The sequence below is a fragment of the Microbacterium sp. AC035 genome (assembly GCF_979258485.1).
On record NZ_OZ409858.1, the window covers coordinates 3,360,191 to 3,386,081 of the forward strand.

21 protein-coding genes are annotated in these 25,891 nt (G+C 70.0%); 14 read left to right on the forward strand and 7 right to left on the reverse strand.

What is annotated here, in order from left to right; genetic code table 11:
• Positions 1 to 17 precede the first annotated feature (17 nt).
• The 6 genes from ACZ0AA_RS16205 to ACZ0AA_RS16230 are packed head-to-tail and all read left to right on the forward strand — an operon-like array spanning position 18 to position 8,334.
• On the forward strand, positions 18 to 983 hold the full coding sequence (locus tag ACZ0AA_RS16205; protein WP_140038588.1) for an AAA family ATPase: 966 nt from the start codon (positions 18 to 20) through the stop codon (positions 981 to 983).
• The gene (locus ACZ0AA_RS16210; protein ID WP_463513573.1) at positions 980 to 2,350 is read left to right on the forward strand and encodes a DUF58 domain-containing protein; all 1,371 of its coding nucleotides are present in this window, start codon (positions 980 to 982) and stop codon (positions 2,348 to 2,350) included. The genes ACZ0AA_RS16205 and ACZ0AA_RS16210 overlap by 4 nt, the downstream gene beginning before the upstream one ends.
• Positions 2,347 to 4,899 carry a transglutaminase domain-containing protein gene (locus ACZ0AA_RS16215; protein ID WP_463513574.1) on the forward strand — a complete coding sequence of 851 codons (2,553 nt, stop codon included), beginning with the start codon at positions 2,347 to 2,349 and terminating at the stop codon, positions 4,897 to 4,899. Before ACZ0AA_RS16210 ends, ACZ0AA_RS16215 begins: the two co-directional genes overlap by 4 nt.
• Entirely contained in the window at positions 4,896 to 6,752 is a 1,857-nt protein-coding gene (locus ACZ0AA_RS16220) for a DUF5684 domain-containing protein (RefSeq protein WP_463513575.1), read from the forward strand. The genes ACZ0AA_RS16215 and ACZ0AA_RS16220 overlap by 4 nt, the downstream gene beginning before the upstream one ends.
• Entirely contained in the window at positions 6,749 to 7,579 is an 831-nt protein-coding gene (locus ACZ0AA_RS16225; RefSeq protein WP_400862449.1) for a PP2C family protein-serine/threonine phosphatase, read from the forward strand. Before ACZ0AA_RS16220 ends, ACZ0AA_RS16225 begins: the two co-directional genes overlap by 4 nt.
• Positions 7,576 to 8,334 (forward strand): hypothetical protein, encoded by a 759-nt coding sequence (locus ACZ0AA_RS16230; RefSeq protein ID WP_463513576.1) that lies wholly within the window; start codon positions 7,576 to 7,578, stop codon positions 8,332 to 8,334. Before ACZ0AA_RS16225 ends, ACZ0AA_RS16230 begins: the two co-directional genes overlap by 4 nt.
• Positions 8,335 to 8,360: 26 nt before the next feature.
• On the opposite strand, the gene ACZ0AA_RS16235 is transcribed toward ACZ0AA_RS16230, so the two are convergent.
• From ACZ0AA_RS16235 to eccD, 7 genes are all read right to left on the reverse strand, one after another.
• Positions 8,361 to 8,828 (reverse strand): hypothetical protein, encoded by a 468-nt coding sequence (locus ACZ0AA_RS16235; RefSeq protein ID WP_463513577.1) that lies wholly within the window; start codon positions 8,826 to 8,828, stop codon positions 8,361 to 8,363.
• 28 nt (positions 8,829 to 8,856) lie between these two features.
• Entirely contained in the window at positions 8,857 to 9,570 is a 714-nt protein-coding gene (locus ACZ0AA_RS16240) for a hypothetical protein (RefSeq protein ID WP_400862444.1), read from the reverse strand.
• 49 nt (positions 9,571 to 9,619) lie between these two features.
• Positions 9,620 to 9,943: a hypothetical protein gene (locus ACZ0AA_RS16245; protein WP_400862442.1), complete on the reverse strand. Its 324-nt coding sequence runs from the start codon at positions 9,941 to 9,943 to the stop codon at positions 9,620 to 9,622.
• Between the two features lie 4 nt (positions 9,944 to 9,947).
• Positions 9,948 to 10,673, reverse strand: a complete 726-nt coding sequence (locus tag ACZ0AA_RS16250) for a hypothetical protein (RefSeq protein ID WP_463513578.1) — start codon at positions 10,671 to 10,673, stop codon at positions 9,948 to 9,950.
• A gap of 91 nt (positions 10,674 to 10,764) precedes the next feature.
• A complete protein-coding gene (locus ACZ0AA_RS16255; protein WP_463513579.1) occupies positions 10,765 to 12,105 on the reverse strand; it encodes a S8 family serine peptidase in 1,341 nt (446 codons plus the stop codon).
• A complete protein-coding gene (gene eccB, locus ACZ0AA_RS16260) occupies positions 12,105 to 13,457 on the reverse strand; it encodes a type VII secretion protein EccB (RefSeq protein WP_400862438.1) in 1,353 nt (450 codons plus the stop codon). Before eccB ends, ACZ0AA_RS16255 begins: the two co-directional genes overlap by 1 nt.
• A gap of 3 nt (positions 13,458 to 13,460) precedes the next feature.
• The gene (gene eccD / locus ACZ0AA_RS16265; protein ID WP_463513580.1) at positions 13,461 to 14,795 is read right to left on the reverse strand and encodes a type VII secretion integral membrane protein EccD; all 1,335 of its coding nucleotides are present in this window, start codon (positions 14,793 to 14,795) and stop codon (positions 13,461 to 13,463) included.
• Positions 14,796 to 15,152: 357 nt separating this feature from the next.
• Between eccD and ACZ0AA_RS16270 the strand changes: the two genes are divergently transcribed.
• The 8 genes from ACZ0AA_RS16270 to eccCa all read left to right on the forward strand — a co-directional run bounded on the left by ACZ0AA_RS16270 (position 15,153) and on the right by eccCa (position 25,811).
• Positions 15,153 to 15,467 carry a WXG100 family type VII secretion target gene (locus ACZ0AA_RS16270; protein WP_056309991.1) on the forward strand — a complete coding sequence of 105 codons (315 nt, stop codon included), beginning with the start codon at positions 15,153 to 15,155 and terminating at the stop codon, positions 15,465 to 15,467.
• A 41-nt stretch (positions 15,468 to 15,508) separates the two neighbouring features.
• Positions 15,509 to 15,790 (forward strand): WXG100 family type VII secretion target, encoded by a 282-nt coding sequence (locus ACZ0AA_RS16275; protein ID WP_079113895.1) that lies wholly within the window; start codon positions 15,509 to 15,511, stop codon positions 15,788 to 15,790.
• 125 nt (positions 15,791 to 15,915) lie between these two features.
• Positions 15,916 to 16,320 (forward strand): hypothetical protein, encoded by a 405-nt coding sequence (locus ACZ0AA_RS16280; RefSeq protein WP_400862434.1) that lies wholly within the window; start codon positions 15,916 to 15,918, stop codon positions 16,318 to 16,320.
• Positions 16,320 to 17,684, forward strand: coding sequence for a S8 family peptidase (locus tag ACZ0AA_RS16285; protein ID WP_463513581.1), 1,365 nt, complete (start codon positions 16,320 to 16,322; stop codon positions 17,682 to 17,684). The genes ACZ0AA_RS16280 and ACZ0AA_RS16285 overlap by 1 nt, the downstream gene beginning before the upstream one ends.
• Positions 17,674 to 19,116 carry a hypothetical protein gene (locus ACZ0AA_RS16290; RefSeq protein WP_463513582.1) on the forward strand — a complete coding sequence of 481 codons (1,443 nt, stop codon included), beginning with the start codon at positions 17,674 to 17,676 and terminating at the stop codon, positions 19,114 to 19,116. The genes ACZ0AA_RS16285 and ACZ0AA_RS16290 overlap by 11 nt, the downstream gene beginning before the upstream one ends.
• Before the next feature lie 115 nt (positions 19,117 to 19,231).
• The gene (locus ACZ0AA_RS16295; protein ID WP_463513583.1) at positions 19,232 to 20,596 is read left to right on the forward strand and encodes a hypothetical protein; all 1,365 of its coding nucleotides are present in this window, start codon (positions 19,232 to 19,234) and stop codon (positions 20,594 to 20,596) included.
• A complete protein-coding gene (locus ACZ0AA_RS16300) occupies positions 20,593 to 21,840 on the forward strand; it encodes an FHA domain-containing protein (protein ID WP_400862426.1) in 1,248 nt (415 codons plus the stop codon). The genes ACZ0AA_RS16295 and ACZ0AA_RS16300 overlap by 4 nt, the downstream gene beginning before the upstream one ends.
• On the forward strand, positions 21,837 to 25,811 hold the full coding sequence (gene eccCa / locus ACZ0AA_RS16305) for a type VII secretion protein EccCa (RefSeq protein WP_463513584.1): 3,975 nt from the start codon (positions 21,837 to 21,839) through the stop codon (positions 25,809 to 25,811). Before ACZ0AA_RS16300 ends, eccCa begins: the two co-directional genes overlap by 4 nt.
• Positions 25,812 to 25,891 lie beyond the last annotated feature (80 nt).

Genomic DNA, 25,891 nt, shown 5'->3' on the forward strand with positions numbered 1-25,891 from the left:
CTCCCTCCGTTGCTCCCGTGACCATCGCTCCCGAACAGGCCTCCTGGTTCGCGGAGACGTTCTCGATCCTCGCCGCCAACGTCGAACAGGCGATCCTCGGCAAGCGGCATGTGATCGAACTGGCGCTCGCCGCGGCCGTCAGCGGCGGTCATGTGCTGCTCGAGGACTTCCCCGGCACCGGCAAGACGGCGCTCGCACGCGCCATCGCCCAGACCGTCACGGGCACGAGCACGCGCATCCAGTTCACCCCCGACCTGCTTCCGGGTGATGTGACGGGCATCACGGTCTACGACCAGAAGGAGGGGGCGTTCGAGTTCCATGCCGGCCCCGTCTTCGCGAACATCGTGCTCGCAGACGAGATCAACCGCGCGAGCCCGAAGACGCAGTCGGCGCTGCTGGAGGTCATGGAAGAGGGCACGGTCACGGTCGACGGCGTCACGCGTCCGGTCCCCTCGCCCTTCCTCGTCATGGCGACGCAGAACCCGATCGAGCAGGGCGGCACCTACCGGCTGCCCGAGGCGCAGCTCGACCGCTTCATGATCAAGACGTCGATCGGCTACCCCGATGAGGCGGCGACCATGCGCATCCTCCAGGGCGCAGCGCAGCCGAAGCACGTGCTCGACGGCATCGTCGGCACCGACACCATCCTCACGATGGCCGAGATGACGCGCGGCGTGTACGTGAATCCGCTGGTCTCCGACTACATCATGCGCATCGTCGATGCGACGCGTCGCGCCTCCGAGGTGCGTCTGGGTGCCAGCGTGCGAGGCGCGATCGCGCTCTCGCGCCTCGTGATGACCTGGGCGGCGAAGAGCGGGCGCACGTTCGCCACGCCCGACGACGTTCGGGAACTCGCGGTCGTGGCACTCGCTCACCGCCTCGTGCTCGAGCCCGAGGCCGAGTTCGACGGCGTCACCGCCGTCGCCGTGGTGGGGCAGATCCTGCTCGACGTCGAGCCGCCGCGCGAGAACGGCACTGCGTGAGCTTCAGCACCGAGTCCCGACTGACGCGCACGACGGCGGGCACCAGCACGTCGACGCGCACGTCGACGGTCACGCGCTACGACCGCACGCGCCGAGGACCCGTCCGCGGCGCGGTCTTCGGCGTCCGTCGCGCCGCTCGCACCACGCGTCGCGCTGCCCGCACGGCCGTCGCGTGGGTGCGCGAGACGGTCACATCGGCCGGGATGCTCGTCATCGTGGCCCTCGTGCTGTGCATCGCCGCCGGGCTGCTCTTCGGATGGGTGGAGGCATGGGCGGTGGCGGCGATCGCGCTGGTGCTGCTGATCGCCTGCGTCCCTTTCATCCTCGGCACCCACGACTACCGCATCGAGCTGACGCTCGACCGCGACCGCGTGGTCGCCGGGGCCGAGATCGGCGCGACGCTCGATGTGCGCAACAACAGCGATCGTCTCTCGCTGCCGGGTATCGTCGACGTCCCCGTGGGGGAGGGGCTCGTCGAAGCGCACGTCCCGCTGCTGCGCCCCGCCGCGCATCACCGCGAGCAGCTCACGATCGCCGCCCACCGCCGCGGGGTCATCGACGTGGGACCCATGACCATCACGCGTGGCGACCCGATCGGCATCCTCCGACGGGAACTGCGGTGGCCCGACGTCCAGCGCATCCATGTGCACCCGATCACGGTTCCTCTGCCCAGCACGAGCGCGGGCCTGATCCGCGACCTCGAGGGCACGCCGAGCACGACCCTGGTCGATGCCGACCTGTCGTTCCACGCGGTGCGCGAGTACGTCGTGGGGGATTCGCAGCGGCACGTGCATTGGAAGTCGACCGCCAAGACCGGAAAGCTCATGGTGCGCCAGTACGAGGAGTCGCGCCATGCCCGCATCGCGATCATCCTCGACCGCGACGCGGAATCGTACGAGAGCGACGACGAGTTCGAGAACACGGTCAGCGCCGCCGCATCCCTCGCCTTGCAGGGTGTGCGTGACGGCCGCGACGTGCTCTTCTCGGTGAGCAACGAGATCCCCGAGCACAGCCGCGCAGAGGTGCTGTCGATCCGCACTCTTCCCACCGTGACGCCCAAGGCGCTGCTCGACGCCACCTCGACCATCGACCCGGCCGACCGCGTGATGCGCCTCGAGGCCGTCGCCGCGCTCACCGCGCAGTCCTACCCCGACCTGTCGATCGGATTCCTGCTGACGGGCTCGCGCATGCCGCTCGAGCGACTGCGCCATGCCGCGGTCAAGCTTCCGGCGGCGGTCGAGGCCGTCGCGGTGCGCAGCGAGCTGGGAGAGCAGCCCACGATGCGCACGGCACGCGAGCTCGCCGTGATGACGCTGGGCGCGCTCGGCGATCTTCCGCAGATGCTCGCCCGTGGAGCGCTGCGATGAGCGCCGCAGGGCCCCGGCGCGGCGTCGCGAAGTCGCGACGATCGTTCGCGCTCTCGGCCCTCACACTGTGGGCTCTCGGGTACGTGCTCGTCGGCGTCGGCCTCGCGACGGCGGCGGCATGGCCGGTGTACGAATCGCCCCGCGCGCTGGCGGTCGGTCTGATCGGCGGACTGCTCGGCATGGCCGTCGCCGTGCTGACGCGGGTGCTCCGGTGGGGCGTTCTGATCGGCTCTCTCGCGGCGGCCGGCACCTACCTCGTCGTCGCGGTGCCCCTCGCGATCCCCTCTGCTCTCACGTCGCTCCCCGCGTTCCTCGGCGGACTCCGCGATGCGGTGCTGGGGGTCGTGCTCGGCTGGAAGCAGATGCTGACACTGAACCCGCCGCTCGGCGAGTACCAGGCGGTGCTGATCCCGTTCCTCGTCGTGATGCTGTTCGGCACGTTCATCGCGACTCTCCTCGTGCTCGCAGGCGGGCGTCGGGCCACGATCGCGGTTCCGGTCGTGACCGCGATGAGCGTCTTCGGCATCGCCTTCGGAGTGAGCGGCACGACGGCTCCCGTCTCAGTGCTGGGCGTGGCGCTTCCGGCGCCGCGGGAATGGCTCATCGGCGTCGCGCTCTTCGTCGCCTCTCTCGTCTGGCTGGTCGGTCGCTCGCGTCTGCAGCGTGCGCAGGCGCTGCGCACCGTCGCCGCGGCGAACATCTCGCGTCGGGCGACCCCCGTGTGGCTGACGATCCGTCGTCACCTGCTGTCGGCAGGGCTCGCCGTGGTCGCCCTGATCGCCGGATTCGCGGTCGCACCCGCGGCGGCCGGGTGGAGCGACCGCTCGGTGCTGCGCGACGAGGTCGAGCCCATGATCGTCGTGCAGCAGCAGGCGAGCCCGCTCAGCGCCTACCGCTCGTGGTTCGCCGGCGGCACTCTCGATGACACCGTCGTGCTGCTGGAGGGCGACCCCGGTGCGATCGAGCGCCTCCGGCTCGTCACTCTCGATTCATATGACGGCGAGGACTTCCACATCGCGCCCGACGACCGGTTCAGCAGGCTGCCCCGCACCGCGATGCCGGGGGCCGGGCGCGCGTCGCTCGGGATCACGGTCGGCGATGCCTACCGCGGCATCTGGGTGCCGTCGCCTGCGGGTCTCGCGGAGGCGCCGGACTTCTCGGGCTCGCGCGCCGATGCGCTCGCCGACGGCTTCCACGTGAACTCCGGCGGCGACACCGCGATCACCGTGGCGGAGGCGCCCGGCGGCGGTGAGGGGCTCGTCCCCGGTGACCGTTACACCGTGCTCGTGGACGCCCCCGGTGCACCCGGCGAGGTCGCCGCGCTGCAGGGCGGCGCCTCGAACCTCGACACCGACCTGTATCCCGCGCTCACCGAGTGGGCCGAGATGCAGGAGCAGCCCCGCACCGGAGCCGGATACCTCGAGATCATCGATCGGCTGCGTTCGCGCGGCTACCTCAGCCATGCGCTGATCGACGACGACGCGGCAGCGGGGTGGATCGCGTCGCTCAAGGAGTCCGAGGGATACGCGTTCGCGCCGAGCTATGCGGGGCATTCCGCCGCCCGCATCGAGGAGCTGTTCACCGACCTGGTCGAACAGGAGCGAAGGGCCGGGGCCGATGCCGCACCCGAGCTGCTCGTGTCCGCTGTCGGCGACGACGAGCAGTTCTCGGTGGCGGCTGCCCTCCTCGCCGAGCACTGGGGCCTCGAGTCCCGCGTCGTGATCGGCGCGCGGCTCGCGGCCGCGGAAGAGGTGCCGGGGATTCCGGCCTGCACCGAGACCTGCACGGGTGCGAACATGAGCGCCTGGGTCGAGGTGCGGAGTTCCGGCGGCGAGTGGATGCCGGTCGACACGACCCCGCAGTATGCGATGCTGCCGAGCTCCATCACCGAGGGCGAGCAACTGCCGGAGCATCCGACCGTGCCGGAGCAGCCCCGGTCGGAGGCGCTGGATCCTCCTCAGGCGCAGAGCGATTCGAACAACGACGCGCCGCCGCTCGAGGCGCCGCAGTCGGAGGTCCTCGCTTTCCTGCTGCCCATCCTCAGAGCTGTGGGACTCAGCCTGCTCGCGCTCGCGCTGTGCGCTCTGCCGTTCCTCGTGCTGCTGTTCGCCAAGAGGCAGCGCGCCAGAACCCGCCGCACGGCCGAAGACCCCGAAGTGCGTCTCGCCGGCGCCTGGGAGGAGCTGGTCGACGTGTACGCCGATCACGACGTGCTGATGGATGCCGAAGGCACCCGAACTCAGCGGGCTCTGTCGACCGACCGCGAGGCCGCAGATCGGCTGGCGGTGCTCGTCGATCGCGCCGTCTTCGCCGAGCACCCACCGACCGACGACGATGCGACCGCCGCCTGGGCGATCGTGGATGCCGAGCGGGCGGAGCTGGCAGCATCCGGCGCGTGGTGGCGCCGCGTCGTCAGGCGTGTGCGGCCGACCTCCTTCATCGGTCGGATGCGGGCTGCGCGCGGTCGGGGTTACCCGGGAGCCGGGCCGGCTCTCGCTACGCTCGGATGGACCGCGTCGCTCGGCGACCGGAAGAAGGGGAACTCATGATCGCGCCTGTGGATAGCGGCTACGTGACGATGCTCGCCATCGTCGGCGGTGTCGGCGTGCTCGTCGGCCTGGCCGTCTACGTCTGGTACGCCCTGGCGCTGTCGCGACTGTTCCCACGCATCGGCGGTGAGGGCTGGAAGGGCTGGGTGCCCGTCCTCAACGAGGCCGAGATCCTGGCGCGAGGCGGAGTGCCTGCGTGGTCGGTGGTCTTCTACTTCATCCCGATCGTGCAGCTGTACGGCATCTACCTCAAGGTCGTCGCGACCCACCGCATCAATCGGAGGTTCGGTCGGGGCGCCGGCATGACCGTGCTCGCCATCCTGCTGCCCCCGGTCTGGGCCACCGTTCTCGCCTGGGGCGCGCCGCCACACCCCGAGGGTGAACGACTGGCCGCGCTGCAGTCGGGGCCTCGCCGCAATGTGCAGCCCGCCGCCGCACCCGCCAGGGATGCGTCGGGATACACGATCCCGTCGCTCGCGCCGCACACCCCGAGTCAGCCGGATGCCCCGGCGCTCGTGTTCCCGGACTACGCCGCACCGACCCGCGCGACCGCTCAGTCGGATGCGGACGCCGCAACCGGTGCGCTTGGCGCTCCCACGGGCTCTGGGAGCGTCACTCCCTCTGCATGGGGCGCGCCTGCGCAGAAGCCGCAGACTCCGGTCGGGCCTCCGCCCGTTCCCGTCGCCGGGCAGCCTCCGGCTCCCGGTGCGCCCGCAGCATCGTTCGCTCCTCCGCAGCCGCAGCCGCAGCCGCAGCCGCCCGCTCCTGCCTTCGCGCAGCAGCCTCCCGCGCCGGCGCCTCCCGCACCGGGGCACGCGCCGCAGCAGCCTGCTCCGCGGCCGCCCGCGCCGGTGGCTGCGCCTGCACCCGAGTCTCCTGCACCGGTGCCTTCTGCACCCGGGTCCCCTGCGCCGCCCGTCGATGCACACCCGACGACCGGAATCATGGCAGCGATGGGCGGCGACCCCGTGGCCCCCGTCGCGCCCCAGCCCCCCGCACCTCCGGAGACCGTCACTGAGGACGTCGTGCCCCAGCCGCCCGCCCCTCCCGCGCCCGCATCCGCGCCTGGGTCCCCGTTCGAGACGCCGACAGGACACACACCTTCCGCGACCCTCGGCGGAGAGCCGCCGCGGGCGGTCCGGCCGGCTCCACCGTCGTTCCGCGACGGCGGGGTCTCTGACCAGCATCCGCAGATGCCGACGATCCGCCCGGTGCCGACCGCTGCCGCCGACACGTCCGCCGCAGACGTGTCCGCCGCGGACGTGTCCGCCGCGGAAGAACTCCGTGCGGCCGCAGAGGCGAGCGCGGAAGGGGCTCCGCCCGCCCCGCCCGCTCCTGCCGCGCTATCCACGGATGCTCCTGCCGCGCCTGCCGCGGATAGGCCTGCCGCGCCCGCTCCGGAGTCTTTCGCGATGCCCGGCGGCGGCCTCGCGGCCGACGTCGACAAGACGGTCGTCACCCCGCGTCCGACGGACGACGTCGACGACGACCTGGACGCCACGGTCGTCGTCGCCCGTCGGCGCGGCGTGCGTCGCTCGCTGGTGCTCGACGACGGACGCACGTTCTCGCTGTCTGGCGCGAGCGTCGTGATCGGCCGCAATCCGATCGGCGAGCCGGGCGAGCAGCGGCTTGCGATCTCCGACACGACCCGCACGCTGTCGAAGACGCACGCTCGCCTCGTCGTGCACGACGACGAGTGGCGCCTCACCGATCTGCACGCCACGAATGGCGTCGTCGTGGTCGAGGAGAACGGCACGGAGACACTCCTCGACCCGGGTGAGAGCGTCACCGGCAACGGCCGGTTCATCCTCGGCGAAGTGGGGATGCACGTGATCGCGGAGCGCGACTCGTGACCGTCTCTTCCGTCGTGCTGAACGTCGCCTCCCTGACCGACACCGGCCTCAAGCGCACTGCGAACGAGGACTCGGTGCTCGTGGCTTCGCCGGTGTTCCTCGTCGCAGACGGCATGGGCGGTCATGAGGCCGGCGATCGAGCGAGCGCTGCAGTGGTCGCTGCGTTCGAGCCTCTTCGTGGGCTCGCGGTCGAGGTCGCCGATGTCGGCGACGCACTGAGCCGAGCGTCGGCGATCGTCGACGACATCTCCGCCGAGCACAAGCGCGGAGCGGGCAGCACGGTGACCGGTGTCGCACTGGTCGATCACGAGGGCGCACCGCACTGGCTCGTCTTCAACGTCGGCGACTCTCGCGTCTACCGCCACCACAGCAACGAGCTGACCCAGCTGACGATCGATCACTCGCTGGGGCAGGAGCTGGTCGATGCCGGCGAGCTCCGCGCAGAGGACCTCTCGTCGTTCTCGCAGCGCAACGTCATCACCCGGGCCATCGGTGCGCCCGACAGCACGGCCGACAGCTGGCTGCTGCCGGTGGTCGACGGCGAACGACTGCTGCTGTGTTCCGACGGGCTCAGCGGCGAAGTGAGTGACGAAGCCATCAGGGCCACCCTGACCATGAACGGGCGCCCCGAGACGGCCGCTGCGGCTCTCGTGAGCCGGGCACTCAAAGCGGGTGGTCGCGACAACGTGACGGTGGTCGTGATCGACGTGGTCTCCGGCGGCGCACGCAGGCGTCCGGATGACAGCGCGGCCGATCACGAGGCCGCATCCGCCTCTCTCACCGACTCGAGCCTCGAGGGCACGACGATCCCGGTACGCGTCAGATGACCGACGACGAGTCCGAGGTCGAGGAGACCGTCATGCTGACCCGTCGTGATCGACGCCGGAACGCATCAGTCGCTGCTTCGCCGACTGCTCCGAGTGAGTCGGAGGCGGTGGACGCATCCGCAGTCGAGCCGGTGAGTTCCGACGACTCAGCGGATGCCGGCGACTCCGCCGCGGCTGAAGACTCTCCGGCGCTCGACGATCACGATGAGGCGACCGTCGTGGTCGACCGCCGTCCCGAACGGGTCGAGGAGGAGTCAGCTGGCGATCTCGACGAGGCGACCGTCGTGGTCGACCGGAGCTCGTCGGGGTCCGATGTCCCGGCCGATGTTCTCGTAGGAGAGCAGGAGCAGGAGCAGGAGCAGGAGCAGGAGCAGCTCGTCGAGGAGCCGACCGTGCTCGTCTCCAGGACGCCGCGGCGCGTGCGACGGAAACGATCCGAGCGCTCCGACGAACAGGGCGAAGCCTCCGCCGATCCCGCCCCCGGTGTCGAGACCAGCGCCGCACCCATCTCTTTCGAGGCGCCGACCGATGCTCCGGCGCCCGAGATCTACCGACCGCGTCCCGCGCCCCTCGGTCCTTCAGCTCCGCCCGTGGTGATCGGTGCCGCCGCTCCCACCCGCGCGGTGGACCAGGAGCTCCCCTCGGTCGCGAAGCAGGGACTGCGCTGGAGCATGGCCGCGCTTGTCTCGTTCGCCGCGGCCTGCGTCGTCTCGGTCGCCGGACTGGTGGCGTTGGGCTTCGTCGTCTTCGCCTGACACTCCCACCCGGATGGGGGCGTCGCTCAGCGCCGACGCTCTCCCACCGGCCGCTGGGCCGCCAGGGGGCCCTGGAGCGAACGCGCCTTCCAGTTGAGGATCAGGAGGGTCTCGAGAGCGGCGGACAGCGCCACGGCGTAGATGACGAGCACGACCCATCCGTCGGAGCCCACGGCGGTGATGGCGGAGAAGACCATCGCGAAGACGACCACCAGCCCGACCAGCGCGATCAGGCGATCCGCCGCCGCGCTGCTCTCGGTGTGCTCGCCTCTCGCGGCGAGGGCGAAGGCCCGAACCGAGGCGACCACGAACGCGACGCTGAGCAGCAGGTTGCTGGGGAGTGAGACCGTCCCCGGTGCCGCTGTCTGCTTCCAGAGGTCGAGGGTCAGCAGCACACCGACGAGACTGACGACCACCAGGATCGCCGCGACGATTCCGCGCGCACGCGCGGAACGACGAACCCGGTCAGGCGGAGAACTCGTGGAAGACGTCATGCGATTCCCCTCTGCGGCACAGCTCGCCTCAGCTGGCTGCGAAGTCGGGCCATCCGGTCGCCTTGGCGGCGACGCCTGCGATCTGGCTCTTGGCCGAGTCGATGGCGTTGTCGAGCTGCACGTTGGCGCTGGCGATCTGGATCAGCGCCGCGGCGAGCGCGCCGACCATCGCGAGGATGCCGGCGGGTGCCGCGATAAGTGTTGCGAGGGCGGCGATGCCGGAGATGAGTCCGGCGACCAGCGTTCCCAGCGTGGTCCACATCAGCGTCGTGAAGGTGTCGAGGCCGCCGGCCAGCTTCTCGAGGCCGCCTGCCACGGGATTCACGATGGCGGATTCGAAGTCCGAGAGAGTCGTCCGCTGTGCGGCGGTGGTCTGCTCGTAGCGCTCGGCGCCCTTTCCGCCCCACTCCTCGTCCGTCTGCAGAGCGGAAGGATCGATCTGGTCCTTCGCGTTCGACAGCGGTGTGGCGAGGTCTGAGCGCCAGGTGCCGGCGAGGGCGCGGATCTGCTCACGGTAGCCGGGGCGCTCGTACGGGTCCGAGATGACATCCCAGAATTCGCCGAGACGCTCGGTGAGCCAGTTCCAGGCGTCCAACAGGCGGTCGGCCGCCCATTGCAGCCAGTCCCAGACGTCCGACAGAAGGTTGTTGACGTTGTTCCGCGCCTCTTCGATTCGCTGCTCGATGTCTTCGACCAGCTGACCCCAATCGGGGGTTCCCGAACCGCTCACAGGGATGGACATTGACGCCTCCAGTCGTTGCGGTCGACCCGCAGGTTCATTCGGACTTCGTTCACAGCTGCACGTCCCATGCGCCGTTGATCGTGCTGACCGTCTCGTCCTCGCGGGCGATGAACAGGTCGCGTACCTCGCGGAGAACCTGGGCGCCGTCAGCCGCCGTGGACGATCCGTCCGCAAGATAGGTCGATACCGCGTCGACGATCTCGGTGTACTGGGCGTAGAGCTCGTCACCCTTCCAGCAGAACGCCGCATCCGAGGAGCGCATCGAATCGGTGGCGGACGCTGCGGTGGAGAGCGTCGACGAGACGCCGTCCCACACCGTCGCATCGCTGCTGAGAGCTTCGGATGCGACCCTGATCTCTTCCGGTGAGAGCATCGTCTCAACCTCCCCTTGTCAGCATTCTGATCATCTCGACCGGATCGGCCATTCCCTCGGCATACTGCGCGAGCGGAGTGCCCTCGAAGGGGAGCGCCGGCGTGGCCGCGGCGACGGAGGCCTGCGCCTTCGAGAGAGCGGAGCGGATCGCGTCGGTGACGTCCCCGCCGTCGGCGGTGCGCAACCAGCTCTCGTCGAGTCGGAGCCCGACGATCGTGCCCCTGCTGTCGAGATCGACCTGAGCGTTGCCGCTGCTGTCTTCGCCGCCGTGCACCTGAGTGGCGCGCTCACTGAGCTGAGAGAGGGTCGAGCTCAACTGCGTCGAGAACGTCTCGATGAATCGATTGACGTTGCGGTGGAAGACGTCTCCGTCTGCCGATGCCACGAGCTCTGAGATCTCGTTCGCGGCGATCGCGGGGGATGGCGCAGGCGGCGCTGCGACATCGGGAGCTTCGTCGCTGAAGCTGGCTCCCCACGCCTGAAGGCGGGCGAGAAGCACCGTGTTCACGGTCTCGAGAATGACGCCGGACAGCTCTTCGGGGCGGATGGATGCGCGCCAGAAGCTGCCGATCGTGATCTCGATGGACGGATCGTCGAACCGGACGGAGACCTGCCCGGTCGGATCCTCGGCGGTCTCGGAGCTGGTCTGCTCGAGCGCCTCGCGCATCTGCGCGGTCTTCTTCGTGAGCTGATCGTGCAGCTCGTAGATCGCGTCGTTATCGTGGGCCATGCAGTTTCCCCCCCGGGTGAGCGTCATCGACCGTCCCACCGTACATGATCCGAGTGCACGCAGCCCAGGGGCATCGAGCGCGCCGCGGGGTTCAGAAAGTTGTGCTCCGACCGCCGGAGCCGGGCCCGGGCACGTTGAGCAGCCCGCCCTCGCGTTCGGCCTCCACCGGATCCACGGCAGGCTGCTCTCTGCGGCGACGCAGCACGATCAGGATGCCGAGCACGCCGAGCAGGGTCGCTCCGCCGATGGTCGTGAAGAGCGCGGCCTCCCGTGTGAGCAGGAAGGGTGATGCGCCGTGGTCGGGGTCGACGGCGGCGGCGGGCGGGCGGGCCGCGCTCCCGGTGGTGTCGAAGTAGGGGCTCACCGGCCCTCGGGTCGTCTCGTCCGGAAGCAGTTCGATGGCGGCGAGCGGCTGGATGAATCCCCATCCGTTGACGTCGTCGCGATTGTCGGCGTCGTCTCGAAGGGCCGTGGCGGTGAGTCGGTACGCCCAACCGGCCGGTGGATCCTCGGGGTGCGCTTCGGCCACCAGCGCCGCGGCCGCGCTCGCGTACCCGGTCGCGAAACTCGATGCGGGGGCGTCGGCGGCGAAGATGCAGTCTCCGCCGCCGAGCGCCGCGCTCAGCACATTCATTCCGGGCGCCGTCACGCCGACCTGGGGGCCGTGGATCGAGGCGTCGTTCGCGCGGCCGCTGGCGTCAGCGGCGCTGACGCCAAGGACCTGCTCGTACGCTGCGGGGTAGCGAGCGCCGTCTTTCGCGTCGGGGTCCGATGCCCTGTTGCCGCCGCTCGCCACGACCAGGGCGCCGACGGCTGACGCATGCTCCACCGCCGCGCGGAGGTCGGGGGAGTCGGTCGACTGCGAGATCGAGACGTTGATGATGTCGGCGCCGTTGTCGGCTGCCCAGTGGATGCCATCCGCGATGCGCTGCGACGTCGGTCCGAAGCCCTTGTCCTTGTCCTGCTGCTGGTCGCTGCGGAAGACCCGCACGGACAGCAGTCGGGCGTCCGGCGCGAGCCCGACGACCCCGGACTCTGCGATCGGCTGCGCGGCGATCTGCCCGGCGATCGCGGTGCCGTGGCCGGTGGTGTCGCTCAGACCATCGGCCCGCTCGCCGTCGCCGACGAGGTCCACACCGCCGATCACGACTCCGGCGAGATGCGGATTCCCCGCATCGATGCCCGAGTCGACGACGGCGACGACGACTCCTCTGCCTGTGGCGACGCGGTTGGCGTCCTCGGCTCCGAGCAGTGCGAGGGCGGGCGGGGCGTCGGGGCTGTACACCACGGTGCCCGGAGTGCACGCCTCGCCGGCGGTGGCCGCCGGCACGGTCGAGTCGAGTGCCGTCGCTGATGCCGGCGCGCTCGTCATGACCGCGCCGAGCGCGATCGCGCCCACCAGGAGCGTCGGAAGGGCGACTCTGCGACGCATCACTTCGCCCCTGAGCCGGGCGACTCTCTGGCGGCATCGGACGTCAGCGCCGGGCCTGCCGCGAAGAACTCGATCCATGCGTCGGACACTCGCCCGACGTCGTCGGGGGAGTAGCCGAGTTGAGCGATGGGGCCACTCGCCGCATCCTCCGCGCTCTGCTCCGCAGTGGCACCGGGGATCGCGAACGCGGTGCCGGACTCGTCGATGAGCACGGCCAGGCCGGCCGCCTCGTCGGAGCCTCCGCTCACTTCTACGAGTGCGCCGCCGCCGACCGAGACGTCGACGCCCGAGCGCTGCTCGGGGAGCTCGGCCGTGGTCGCGCCGAGCACGGTGCGAGCGTCGTCGGTGACCGTCGCGCACGGCGTCTCGCCGGCTGCGAGGGTCGTGAGCGGCAGAGTCGGCCAGTCCTCGCCGCCGACATACGGACGCGTCTCCACGTCTGCGACCTCGGCCGGCGACACCTCCTGCTCGGCGCCGGCCTCCTGGCCGCTGCCGAGCAGGTAGAGCTGGTAGGCGAGCGGACTGAGGCGAGCGAGCTGGCCGGTCGCGAGCGCCACGTAGCGCTCGTCCGCCGGACTGCCCTGCGTGTGCACGATCGTCCCCGCCGTCAGATCGGTGCCGGGAACCGAGGCTCCGACCGCGTTGAGACGGATCGGCTCGAGATCCTCGCCCGATTGGAAGAGATTGAGCCAGCGCCCGTCGACCTCGAGGATGTCGCTGGTGCCGAGTCCGACGGCGCGGAGCACCGCGTTGGCGTCGTCTGCGGGAACCGCGTAACGGAGACCCCCGGCGATCACGAACAGCTCATCGCCGCGCTGGACCACAGCGCCGGTCCCGGTCGAGACCTCGGCGATCGGCTTGCTCGACAGCGATACCGATGCGCCGGCGGTGTCGTCGATGCAGGCCGTCCACGAGGAGTTGATCAGCGCGCTCGGAGCCGGCAGGTCGTCCGGCGCGCCGAGGATGCCGATCGACGGTCCGACCGGGATGCCGTCGAGTGCGGCCTGATCCGTGCGCACGACCTTGAACTCACCGGCAGGGATCAGCAGACGTGCGCTGGCCGTGTTGATGACCGGGTACAGCGTTCCTTCGACCGAGACGTAGCGGGCTCCGGTGTCGGTGGCGACGATCAGACGGTTGTTCTGCCAGTCGCCGGGGAGTCCCGGCTGCATGATCCCCCAGAACACCCCGACGAGGATCACTCCGATCGTGAGTGCGACTCCGGCGACGACCGCGCGCAGCGGCTTCGCGGGGTCGAGTTCTTTGCCTCCGGGGGCCCCACCGGTGAACGCCGAGAGGAGTCGTCGCCTGCTGAAGCCCTGGGCCTCGATCAGATCCTTCTTGGTCGCCATGGGTCAGACGAGCCCGGCAGTCGTGACGCCGAGGGGCAGCAGCAGCGCGAGTGCGATGACCTCGACGGAGTCGCCGAGCCTCGTGAGCCGCAGACGTGCCTTCGGCGTCAGCAGGGTGAGACCCACCAGGATCACGGTGGCGACGACGAGGATGAGGAGCATCCAGGTGCGGACGTCGGGGAGGGCGAGGGCCACCGTCACGCCGGTGACGGCCAGCCCGATCGCTCCGATGGCCATCAGCACGAGCACGCCGAGGCGGGCGTAGATCTGGCGCGACTGGAACATCATCCCGACGAATGCGAGCACGCAGAGCAGTGCGCCGGAGACGCCGCTCGCGGCAACCAGCGGTGTCGCGGTCAGAGCCGCGAGGCCGAGCGCGGCCCGGAGTGCGATCAGGGTGCGCGTTCCCGCGGCTGCGCGACGCTTGACCTCGTCGGCGTCGATCGGCTCCGGGGCCGCGAACATGTCGGCGTCGCTCTGCGGCGAGATGACCCGGATGCGGGTGGAGCTGAGAGCGAGCCACGGGATGCCGTTCGCGAGCAGCGCGGTGGTCGCGAGCATGATCGCGTACGGCGCGAGGGCGTCGCCGAAGATCGCAGCGGTGGTGGCGGTGATGCCGATAGAGGCGCCGAGCGCGATGGGGACGAGATGGATCTCGGGCTTCTCCTGGGTCACGGCGAGGCCGACGCCGCCGACGATGACGAGGCCCAACCCCATGGCGGCGAGCGGCCAACCCCAGATGCTCTGGACCGGAACGGCGAGATAGCCCGCGAGCCCTCCGTAGGCCGCCGCGGTGAGTCCGAGCGCGTGCCCGGCCTCGGGCTGGCGGAGGCGCATGAGCACGGCCGCAGCGACACTGAGCACGATCGCCCCCGAGGCCGCGATGATCGCGGGCAGGAGAGAGGTGGGCGGTGTCGCGACGAGGAGGAGAGCGCAGAGCGCGAGGAAGGTGAGACTGACGAAGAGGGCGGTGCGCGAGCTGTCAGCCGGCGTCCAGGAGCCGTGCTGCTCGGCAGTGGCGTCGATCACCGCTTCGACGACGTCGTCGTAGACGCGCGGCTCCTGCATCAGGCCACCGCGGACGAGTGTCAGCAGCTCACCGTCGTGCACTCCCTGCGCCGCCGCCCCGCGTGCGGGGTCGAGGGGAGTTCCGTCGGCCCGCTGCAGCGAGTAGCCGCCGTGGGTGAGCGTCGGGTCGAGCACACCGAGGCTCCGCGCGAAGCCGGGGATGATCTCGACGAGCGGGATCTGCGACGGCACGCCGACATCGAGCCGGCGGTCGTCGCTGACGACGGAAAGCCGCAGCACGGTGCCTGCCGTTGCGCTGCTCTGAGTCATGGAACGATGCCCCCTCCATGGTGTGCGGCCGAGCGGGAGGAGACCCGTGGCTGCGCATTCCGCCTTTCACACTAGTTGAGGCGTGCGGCAACGCGTAGTCGCGCGGCGGGACGTCTTCTCCATCGACCGCACGATCGTCTGCCCGAGGCAGGACTCCTGCTCGCATATGGACGGACTCCGCGGTTTGTCCATCGAACGCATGAATGCTGCACGGATACGGCTCGTGTTCTGGCGCATCCCGACGATCTGATCTAGCCTGGCTCCTGAAACGAATCGTGGGGGGTTGTTTCGAAGTCGTCCCAACACAGGGATGCGCTCCCCCGCACGTGTGTCCGTGAGGACCGGAGGGAGTGAGTTATGGCTGATGTCATCTCCGCAGAAGAGGGGGCTCTGCGCCGCGGAGCCCAGGCGGTGCGGGAGACCAAGTCCGGGATCGACCAGCAGACCAAGAAGGTCCGCAGCGAGATCGAGCAGCTGCGTGGCTTCTGGACGGGTGCGGCTGCCGCATCGTTCTCGACGCTGATGTCCCGCTGGGATGAGCAGGCTCGTCAGCTCAACGAGGTCCTCGTGACGCTCGAGGATGCCCTCGCCGGCACCGAGCGCGACCAGGCTGCAACCGAAGAAGCTCACCAGCAGACCATCTCGGGCCTCGGCTCGATGATGGGTTCCTGAGCACAGACCACAGAGATTTCAAGGAGAACATGATGCAGTCGATGTCAGTTCGCCCGGAGCAGGTCAACGCTCTGGCAGCGCAGATCCGCAGCGGGTCGCAGGGTATTCGTTCAGAGCTCGACCGTCTCGAGTCCGAGGTCGGCAAGCTGCGTGCGGCGTGGGATGGTTCCGCGCAGCAGGCCTACGACCAGGCTCAGGCCAAGTGGAACCGCTCGCTGAGTGAGATGCAGCAGCTTCTCACCCAGATCGCGGGCAAGACCGAGGAGATCTCGGGCCAGTACGTCCAGACCGACAAGTCGGCCGCAGGGCGTTTCGGAGCCTGATCTCTGCCGCGGGCCCGACGCAGAGATGCGCCGGGCCCGCGCCGTCTGCCGTGCCCTCCGCCGATCGTCGGATGGCAGGGCAGATGTCAGTGTTGGCACCGTATGTGAAAGAGGAGGGGGCATCGATGAGCATCGCGATCGACATCGACCAGATTCTGGCAGAGCTGAAGCGCATCGCGCGGGATGCGCAGCAGTTCCCGGCTGCGGCGGAGGTCCGTCAGTCCGAAGGTGGGGTGACCCCTGCACTGGCCGACTTCCGCGACTCGGTTAGTCGGGTCGCAGAAGGCATGGGCACCGCGACCCAGAACTCGGTCGACGCCCTGAACGAGGTCAGCGACGCGATCCGCTTCGCCGTCACCGAGCTCGCTGAGCAGGATGCGGCGCTCGCCGACGACGCGAAGATCGTCCTCGCGTTGCTCGACTCCGCTGCCGATCAGAGCACGAGTCCCGCTCCCGTCCCGACCGGAACGGCTGCGGGAGCGACCGGCGGCGCGTCGGGAAGCGACGAGCCCGACGAGGCCGACTACTGATGAGCCCCCGTCGGTCGATCGTGACGGCGATCGGAGGGATGGCGCTGTGCGCGGCACTGGCGCTGCCCTCCGGTGCGTCTGCGGCGACCTCGAGCGACGGGCTCTGGTACTTCGATCGCGGTCGGGTCCAGGAGGCGATCGACGCGGGTTTCGACGGATCCGGCGTGACGATCGCCGTCATCGACACACAGGTGAACCCCGACGCGCCGGGTCTGCGTGGCGCGGACCTGCAGGTCGCCGAGGATTCCTACTGCTACGACTCCTCGGCCCAGCCGTATCCCGCCGTCTCCACCGACTACGCGGCTGCCAACCACGGCACGAACGTCGTGTCGATGATCCTGGGCACGGGTGAGGCCGTGGGTGGGACCCCCATCAAGGGTGTCGCACCCGGAGCGACCGTGCGGTACTACAACTCCATGATCACGACCGCAGTCGGCGAGGGCACCGACATCGAGTCGACGTGCCTGCAGAAGAACGGGCAGCTGATCGATGCAGGTCCGGACTCCATGGACCGCTATCCCTCGGGCCTCGCGAAAGCGATCTCGGATGCCGTCGACGACGGTGCCGACGTCATCTCCGTATCACTCGGCGGACTCATCGACGCGGCCGATGCAGTGGCGAAAGCCCATGCGGCAGGCGTGATCGTCCTGGGCTCGCTGCCCAACGTCGGCGGCGTCGGCGACTGGCCTTCCTCCTACAACGGCGCGGTGGCCGTGCAGGCGTTCGGATCGGACGGGCAGATCCAGAAGTCGTCCTACGATCCTGCTCTCGCCGAGCCGTCTCCGAATCTCAGCGATGACGTGAAGATCGCAGGGCCCGGCCTCGGCGTCATCGCGCAGGGCACACCGGAGTCGTGGGAGGCCCAGCAGCTGCGCTCGGGAACATCGTTGGCGACGCCGATCGTGGCGGGCTTCCTCGCGGTCGCGAAGCAGAAGTATCCCGAGGCGACCGGCAACCAGCTGCTCCAGAGCCTCATCCACAACACAGGCACCAAGGGCGAGCACGAGCCGGAGTGGAACAACGCCACGGGCTACGGTGCCGCATCGCTCACCGGGATGCTGGCTGTGGACCCGACGAAGTATCCCGACATCAATCCGTTCTTCGTCGCGGACGACGAGAATGCGGTGCCGAATCAGCGGAATGTCGACACGGAGCGCGAACTGCTCGATGCGAGCAGCCCGTCTCCGAGTGCGGAGCCCGGCGAGGGCGGGGAGTCGGCGGAAGGATCGGCGCTGACGCCGTTCTTCATCGGCGGAGGAGTGATCCTGGCGGTCCTGGTGATCGGCGGCGTCGTGCTCGCGGTCGTGCTCACGAGGGCATCGCGACGACAGAAGACAGAACAAGGGGGCAACAATGGTCGGTAAGAATGAAGCGGAGCTCAACAGGATCCGTTCGCTCGAGGACTGGCGGATCCCGCGGGCCGCGTCTCTGCGCACCGCGCTGACCTCGCTCGACCGGGCGCTCTCGGCTGTGATCGACTCCACCGGCTGGGACGGCGAGACAGCACAGGAGGCGCGGAAGTCCCTGTCGACACTGCAGCAGAACTTCCGGATGATCGACACGTTGGTCGGGCAGCTCACCGACACGATCGAGATCGCGAACAACTACCGGCGCAACGCGGCTGCAGCCGAACTGCCCTCGGCGCAGGTCGACCCGTTCTGGGCGAACGCCGCGAAGATCGGCTCCGTCGTCGTCCATCCGGTGCTGGGGCCGATCGCCGCCGACAAGGCTCTCGACGTGATCGGGGGTTTCCTCGGAAATCAGCGCGAAGAGCAGGCGGCGAAGGTCGTCGACGGCATCAAGCGCGGTCTCGCGCCGTCAGCGGAGTCGATGAAGGCGTCGGCGGCTACGCTCGCGTCTTTCGACCCACGCGTCGCGATGGCGACCCCGCCCGAGAAGCCGGTTCCCCCCGGCACGGAGATCGATGCTCCGGAGATCACGTATCCGGGTGGTGGATCCTCTCCCGGAGGTTCCGTGCCGGGCGGTGGCGGGCAGCCGTCGATTCCGACGTTCCCGACCCACCCCGGTGGCGGTGGCGGTGGCGGAACCGTCGGCCTCAATCCCGGCGGATGGGATCCGACATATCCCGACGGATGGGATCCCACGGATCCTGACGGCTGGGATCCCAACGACCCCGGCGGAGTGGATGGAACAGACCCCGACGGTTCGGACAGCGGAGGCGACGATCCGTCGGTCGACTTCCCCGGTGGCGGAGTGCTCCCTGGGGGTCCCGGCGGAACCGTTGGCGGCGGCTACCCCGGAGGCTCCGGAGGATCCGGGTCGCTGCCGGGCGGCTCGCTTCCCGGAGCATTCGTCCCCGGTGGCGGGGGTGGCCTGGGCGGCGTCGTCGGCGGCGGTGCGGGAGCTGCGGCGATCGCCGCGAGCTCGAAGATCGCCAGTGCCGGTGCCATGGGAGGCATCGGGGGCTCGGCATCCGGCGCAGGGGTCAAGGCGGGCGGCGGACTGCTCGGCAACTCGGCGTCCGGCGGTGCTCGCGGAGCCGGCACGGGCGGCATTGCGCGCGGCGGAGTCGGTGGTGTGGGCGGCGTCGGTGGCATGGGCGGTGCAGGCGGCGCGGGTTCGGGATATGCGGGCTCGGCCGGCGGCGGTGCGTCCGGCGCGGCAGGTGGCCGACCCGGCATGGGCATGATGGGCGCCGGCGGAGCCGATGAGGACGACAAGCCCAAGCGCTCCGGCCTCGGCGGCCCGATCGCCCCGAAGCTCGAGGACGAAGAGGAGCGGGGTCCGCGTGCGAAGAGCGCGCAGGCCGGCTCCCGTGACGAGCACACAGACTGATCCGCGGGGCGGCGGTGAGCGTGGGCGGCGCATGCCGTGCACGACCTCCGCGTCTGCACGCTCAGTGGTCGGAGGGGCCGCGGCGAGAGCCGTACACGGTCGATAGGGTTCAGGTATGTCAGTCGAAACGGTAGAACGGCGTCGGATCGTTCTTCAGAGCGAGGACCGTCGCTTCGACCTCTCGCTTCCGTTCGATGAGACACTCGACGACGCGCTGATCCTCAGCGGACTGTCGACGGCCGATCGTTTCGTGACGATCGGTCCCGGCGGGTTCGAGGTCCCCGGTGATACCGAGTGCGAAGACCTCGTCGACGGTGGCCTCTACGCGCTCATCGACCGCACGGCGCTGGCGCCGCAGGCCCGGCCCGCGGTCGTGGACACGCGAACCTCGCGCGCAGACCACGGTGCCCGATGGTGGATGCTCGCGGTCAGCGGGCTGCTGCTCGTCGCGGTCTTCGCGCAAGGTGCCGGAGATCCGCTGCTCAGACTCCTGACCGGTCTCTTCCTCGTGCTCGGCGCAGTCAGCGGAGCGGTGGCGTGGTCGCGCCGGGACTCGGCGGCAGGGGTGCGCGGCATCCTCGGCGTCCTCGCCCCGGTGCTCCTGTCGTTCGCCGCAGGTGCTCTCCTGATCCCGGCCGAACTCGACGCGAGTGCGCACCTCTCCACGGCCTCGGGTTTTCTCGCCGCCGGCATCACCACCGCAGTCATCGCCGTCTCGGCCCGAGCTCGTCCGATGAGGGCGGCGGCCGGCACAGCGACCGTGCTCCTCGTCGGCCTCGCCGCGGTGTGGGGTCTCGCGCTGCTGCTGCGCTGGGGGCCGGCGGAGGCCGCGGCCATCTCGCTCGGACTCGTGCCGCTCGGGCTCCGAGCGCTGCCGAGCAGTCTGGTGAACCTCCCGGAGGGGTATTTCATCGACTACAAGCACTTCATGACCAGCCGCTGGACGGTCCGAGGAGCCATTCCCGAATCCGTAGGTCTGCTGCGGCCCGAGCGCATCATCGCCGTCGTCGACGACTCGTCGGCACGTCTCATCGCCGGAACGGCAGTGCTCAGCAGCGTCGCCGCGCTGATGACCCCCATCGCGTTCCTGCGTCCGTGGCCGGACGACCCCTTCGTGATCTCCGGTGGCATCGCGCTTCTCGTCTGCGTCGGCCTCGCCCTGCTGCTGACGCCCAGACACACGACCTCGCGCATCCTCCGCTGGCTTCCCCGTGCGGCTGCCGCAGTCGTGTTCATGGTCGCCGGTCTGCAGGCATCCGCGGCCCTGGGCACCGGCTTCCAGGTGTTCGGTGCGCTCGTGCTGTTCGCCGTCGGACTCACCGCGGTCGCGGTCATCATCCCCGTCTCACGCGGCGCGAGCTCGCTCGTCTGGTCGCGCTTCGGAGACGCGTTCGAATGGCTCGCCGTCGCGCTCGCCCTTCCGGCAGCGCTCCTCTATGCGAATGCGCTGGCTCTCGTTCGTGGAATGATGGCGGGATGAGCGGGAACGGCGAACCACAGCCCCGGCCGGGCGGTGGCACCATCCCACCCGTGCATCCGGGACCCAGCCAGCCGGGGGAGATCCCTGCGCTGCCGCCGGCGTTGATCGCTGCACCGCCCGGGGTCGACGGCGCACCGCTCAGATCCGGATCCACACCTCCGACGCCCACGCCGATCGTCCCGGCGCGCTCCAGAACGAGACGTCCCTCCGACGGGCTCGGCCCGGCCTTCATCGGCGCTCCCGCGGGGACCGGAGCGCGGATCGCCGCCTTCACGCTCGATGCCGCGGCGGTGATCCTCGCCGCGGCGATCGTCCTCATCGCGACCCGCAGCATGCTGCTCGCAGGGCTCACAGTCGCCGAGCTCGCGATCTTCCTGTGCGTGCTCGAAGCACGCACCGGCCTCACCCTCGGCAACGCCGTGCTGCGCCTGCGCGCCGCGCGCGGCGACCGGCCCTACTCGCCGGGAGTCGGACGCCAGTTCGTGCGCGCGATCATCACCGGCGCCGGTTTCGTGGTCGCGGTCGGCAGCTGGGTCGTCGTCGCGTCGAGCGCGTGGGATCGCGGCGGTCGCCGTCAGTCCTGGGCCGATCGCGTGGCCGGCACCGTCGTGGTCGCTGTCCCGCCCCGTGCAGCCGCGGAAGCGCCGCCGACGGTCTCCGTCGACGAGGCCGCCGTCCCACTGGCTCCTCCGCAGGTCGTGCCCCTCGGTGAGCACTCCTCCGTCGTCGACGAGGACTCCGAGCCGACCGACGCCCGCGCCGCGTCGCACCGCACCGAGACGCCCGCACCCGTCGCGCAGGCCGGCGACGACAGGCCGCTCTTCACCGTCGCACCGGCGGCAGCACAGCAGTCGGATGCCGCGGCCCCCGCATCCGAGTCCGGAGCGCTTCTCCTGATCTTCGACACCGGGCAGCGCGTGCAGCTCGGGCTGCCGCTCGCGGCGAACCTCGGACGAGCGCCGGCGGCCAGCGTCCACGACGACCGACTCGTGATCGTGACCGATCCCGACTCCTCGGTGTCGAAGACGCACCTGCGTCTCGAGCACTCGCGCGGACGCACCTGGGTCACCGATTTCGGATCCACCAACGGCTCCGACATCCGATCGGACGACGGGCAGACGACCGAGCTCGTCGCCGGTGAGCGCGTCCTGCTCGACGACGCCGATCGCGTCAGGATCGGCAACCGCAGCTTCACCATCAGCCTCCTGCTGGCCACCGACAGCAGCGCCGGAGAGAGAGCATGACAGGACCCCGTCTCGCGCCGCCCCGCGTTCCCTCCGGAAAGCTCCCCGTTCAGGCGCCGCCCGAACTGCAGCCCAACGACGGCGGCATGGGCATCCTCGGATCCCTGCTCCCGATGCTGGGCAGCGTGGGTGCGATCGTCATGGTCACGATGTCGAACCAGTCGGTGACGGGTCTGCTCACCGGTGGAATGTTCCTGCTGTCGTCCCTCGGGTTCGTCGCCGTGAACGGCTGGCGCCAGCGGTCGCAGCGACAGGCGGCCACGCTCGGCGAGCGTCGCGAGTACCTCGCGTACCTGACCGAGCTGCGCCAGACCGTGCGGGTCGCGGCCCGCCAGCAGCGCCGCGCCGCGAACTGGCATCTTCCGGCACCATCGGCCTTGCCGTACATCGCCGAGGAGCGCACCAGGGTGTGGGAGCGCGGCATGAACGACCCCGACTTCCTGTCGGTGCGTGTCGGCACGAGCGACCAGCCGCTGTGCATCTCGCTCGAGGCTCCGGAGCTGCCTCCGCTGGCGCAGCTCGACCCGGTCGCCGCCTCTGCCGCGCATCGCTTCATGCTGACGCACGAGATCCAGAAGAACCTCTCGCTCGGCATCACGCTGCGCGACTACGCCCGCGTCGAGATCACGGGAGACGAGACCGAATCCCGCGGTCTCGCGCGCGCCATGCTGCTGCACCTCGCGACGATGCACGACCCCGACACGGTGCAGATCGTGATCGCCGCTGACGCTGGCGTCCTGCCGCAGTGGGAATGGGCGAAGTGGATGCCGCACACGCATTCGCGCACGGTCAGAGACGGTCTCGGTGCCGCACGCATGATCGGGTCGCAGCTGTCTGAGCTCGAGGACATGCTCCCCGCCGAGGTGCGGGAGAGGCCGCGCTTCGCCCGCGACGGGTCCGGCGCCAAGACGCCGCACATCGTGATCCTGACGGATGGCGTCACGAACTCTTTCAACGACGTGCTCGTGAGCGGCGACGGCGTGCAGGGCGTGACCGTGATCGACCTGCCTTCCCGGTGGGGCGATCTCGACGACCCCAATGCCCTGCGCATCGCGTTCGCGCCCGGAGACAAGGGCAGCCGCGCCGAACTCGTGAGCCTGCAGGTGCCCGCGCGCCCCTTCGAGGCCGACGCGATCAGCATCGTCGAGGCTGAGGCGACCGCCCGGCGACTCATCGCGCTCTACTCCGGCGGCACGACGATCACGAAGAAGAAGAGCGCGACCGATCAGGCTGAGCTCGTCGAACTGCTCGGCCTCCCCGATGTCCGTGATCTCGACCTCGACGCGGCCTGGTCGCCTCGTCTCGAGCGCGATCGACTGCGGGTGCCGATCGGACAGACGGAAGACGGCAGCCCGCTGATCCTCGACATCAAGGAATCCGCTCAGCAGGGTATGGGGCCGCACGGCCTCATCATCGGTGCGACCGGTTCGGGAAAGTCCGAGGTCCTGCGCACGCTGGTGCTCGCGCTCGCGATGACGCATTCGCCCGAACAGCTCAACTTCGTGCTCGTCGACTTCAAGGGTGGTGCCACGTTCGCGGGCATGGCCGACATGCCGCACGTGTCGGCGATCATCACGAACCTCGGCGAGGAGATCTCGCTCGTCGACCGCATGCAGGATGCATTGCAGGGCGAGATGGTGCGCCGTCAGGAACTGCTCCGGGCGACCGGACCGTTCGCCAATGTCGCCGACTACGAGAAGGCCCGCCGCGGCGGCCGCACCGACCTCGCTCCGCTTCCCGCACTCCTCATCGTCGCCGACGAGTTCTCCGAGCTGCTGTCCGCCAAGCCCGAGTTCGTCGACACCTTCGTGAACATCGGCCGGCTCGGTCGTTCGCTTCAGGTGCACCTGCTGCTCTCCTCTCAGCGACTGGAAGAGGGCAAGCTCCGCGGGCTCGACACCCACCTGTCGTATCGGATCGGCCTGCGCACATTCTCCGCCGCCGAGTCCCGCACCGTGCTCGGAGTCCCCGATGCCTACCACCTGCCCACGCAGCCGGGTGCCGGAATCCTGAAGTCCGACACCGAGACCATGACGCAGTTCCGAGCCGCCTACGTGTCAGGGCCCCCGCCCCGCCGTCGGCGCCGCGCGGCATCAGGCTCTGCGCAGAGCACGGGTTCGACCGCCGTCGAGCTCTTCACCGCCGCGCCGGTGTGGCGGGCTGAGACGACGGTCGAGGAGCCCGAGGTCGTCGTCGACGCCGAGCCGGAAGAGAAGCGCAACACCTTCGAGATCGCCGTCGAGATGATGAGCGGACGAGGGCCGGCGGCCCACCAGGTCTGGCTGCCGCCGCTCGAGACTCCGGCGACCCTCGATCAGCTGTTCGGCGATCTCGTCGAAGATCCCGCCCTCGGACTCATCTCCCCGCGGTGGAGAGGCGCCGGCGCCCTCACCGTGCCGCTCGGAATCGTCGACGTGCCGCTCGAGCAGCGCCGCGAGAACCTCGCGATCTCGCTCGGAGGCGCAGCCGGTCACATGGCGATCGTCGGAGCGCCGCTCAGCGGCAAGAGCACCCTCGCCCGCACCGCGCTGGTCGCGCTAGCCCTCACGCACACGCCGCAGGAGGTGCAGTTCTTCGTCATCGACTTCGGTGGCGGCAGCTTCACGGGTCTGCAGCGGTTCACTCACATCAGCGGCGTGGCCACGCGCTCGGAGCCCGACATCGTGCGACGCACGGTCGCCGAGGTCACGAGCCTGCTCAACGCGCGCGAGGTGTACTTCCGCCAGAACGGCATCGACTCGATCGACACCTACCGGCAGCGGCGCGCCCAGGGGCTCGCCGATGACGGGTACGGCGACATCTTCCTCATGGTCGACGGCTGGGGAACCCTGCGCGCGGAATTCGAGATGCTCGAACCGCAGATCCAGGCCATCGCCGCGCGGGGACTCACCTACGGCGTGCACATCGTCATCACGGCATCGCGCTGGATGGAGGTCCGCGCCAACATCAAGGACCTCATCGGCACCCGCATCGAGCTTCGGCTCGGCGACCCGACGGACTCCGAGGTCAACCGCAAGGCGGCCGAGAACGTCACGGCGCTCCCCGGTCGCGGTCTCAACGAGAACGGTCTGCAGATGCTCACGGCGCTGCCGCGCATCGACGGCGTCGACGACGGCTCCTCGCTCGCCGACGGCATCGATGATCTCGTCACCCGTGTGGCATCCGCGTGGCACGGCCCCGCGGGACCGAAGCTGCGCCTGCTGCCCTCGCGCATCAGCCACGCCGACCTCCGGGCAGTGGCCGCTGCCGCGACGGCGGACGGCTCGGAGCCGCGGGAGATCCTGCTCGGCATCGACGAGGCGAACCTCGCGCCGTTCTCGATCGACCCGCTCGAAGAGCCTCTGCTCTACCTCTACGGCGACGCGGACTCGGGCAAGTCGTCGATGCTCCGTGGCGTGGTGCACGAGATCACGCGTCTCTACGGTCCGTCCGAGGCGAAGATCTTCGTCGTCGACTACCGCCGTGCGCTGCTGGGCGAGATCCCGCAGGAGTACCTCGGCGCCTATCTCACCTCGCACGAGATGACCGAAGGCGGGATGAGCGAGCTCGCCCAGTTCTTCCAGAGCCGCATCCCCGGTCGGGACGTCACCCCCGACCAGCTGCGCTCGCGGTCGTGGTGGAAGGGTGCAGAGGGCTTCGTGCTGATCGACGACTACGACCTCGTGTCGACGTCGCAGGGCAACCCCGTCGCGGTGCTCGCCCCGCTGCTCGCGCAGGCGGCAGACCTCGGTCTGCACGTGATCCTCACGCGTCGCACCGGTGGCGCGAGCCGTGCCGCCTATGACCCGATCATCCAGCGCATGACCGACCTGGGCGCCACCGGCATCCTTCTCTCGGGGAGCCCCGAGGAGGGGCAGCTGATCGGCAAGGTCAAGGCGATCCCCGCGATCCCCGGCCGAGCCCAGATCGTCAGCCGCGACCGCGGCCTCGTCGCCGCGCAGCTGCTGTGGGTGCCGCCGAACTATCAGTGACGCGCGGGGGCGTAGACGGGCGCCAGGCGATCCTGGTGCCCGCCACGCCGGAGGCCGGGCGCAGCCGCGCTCGACGGCCG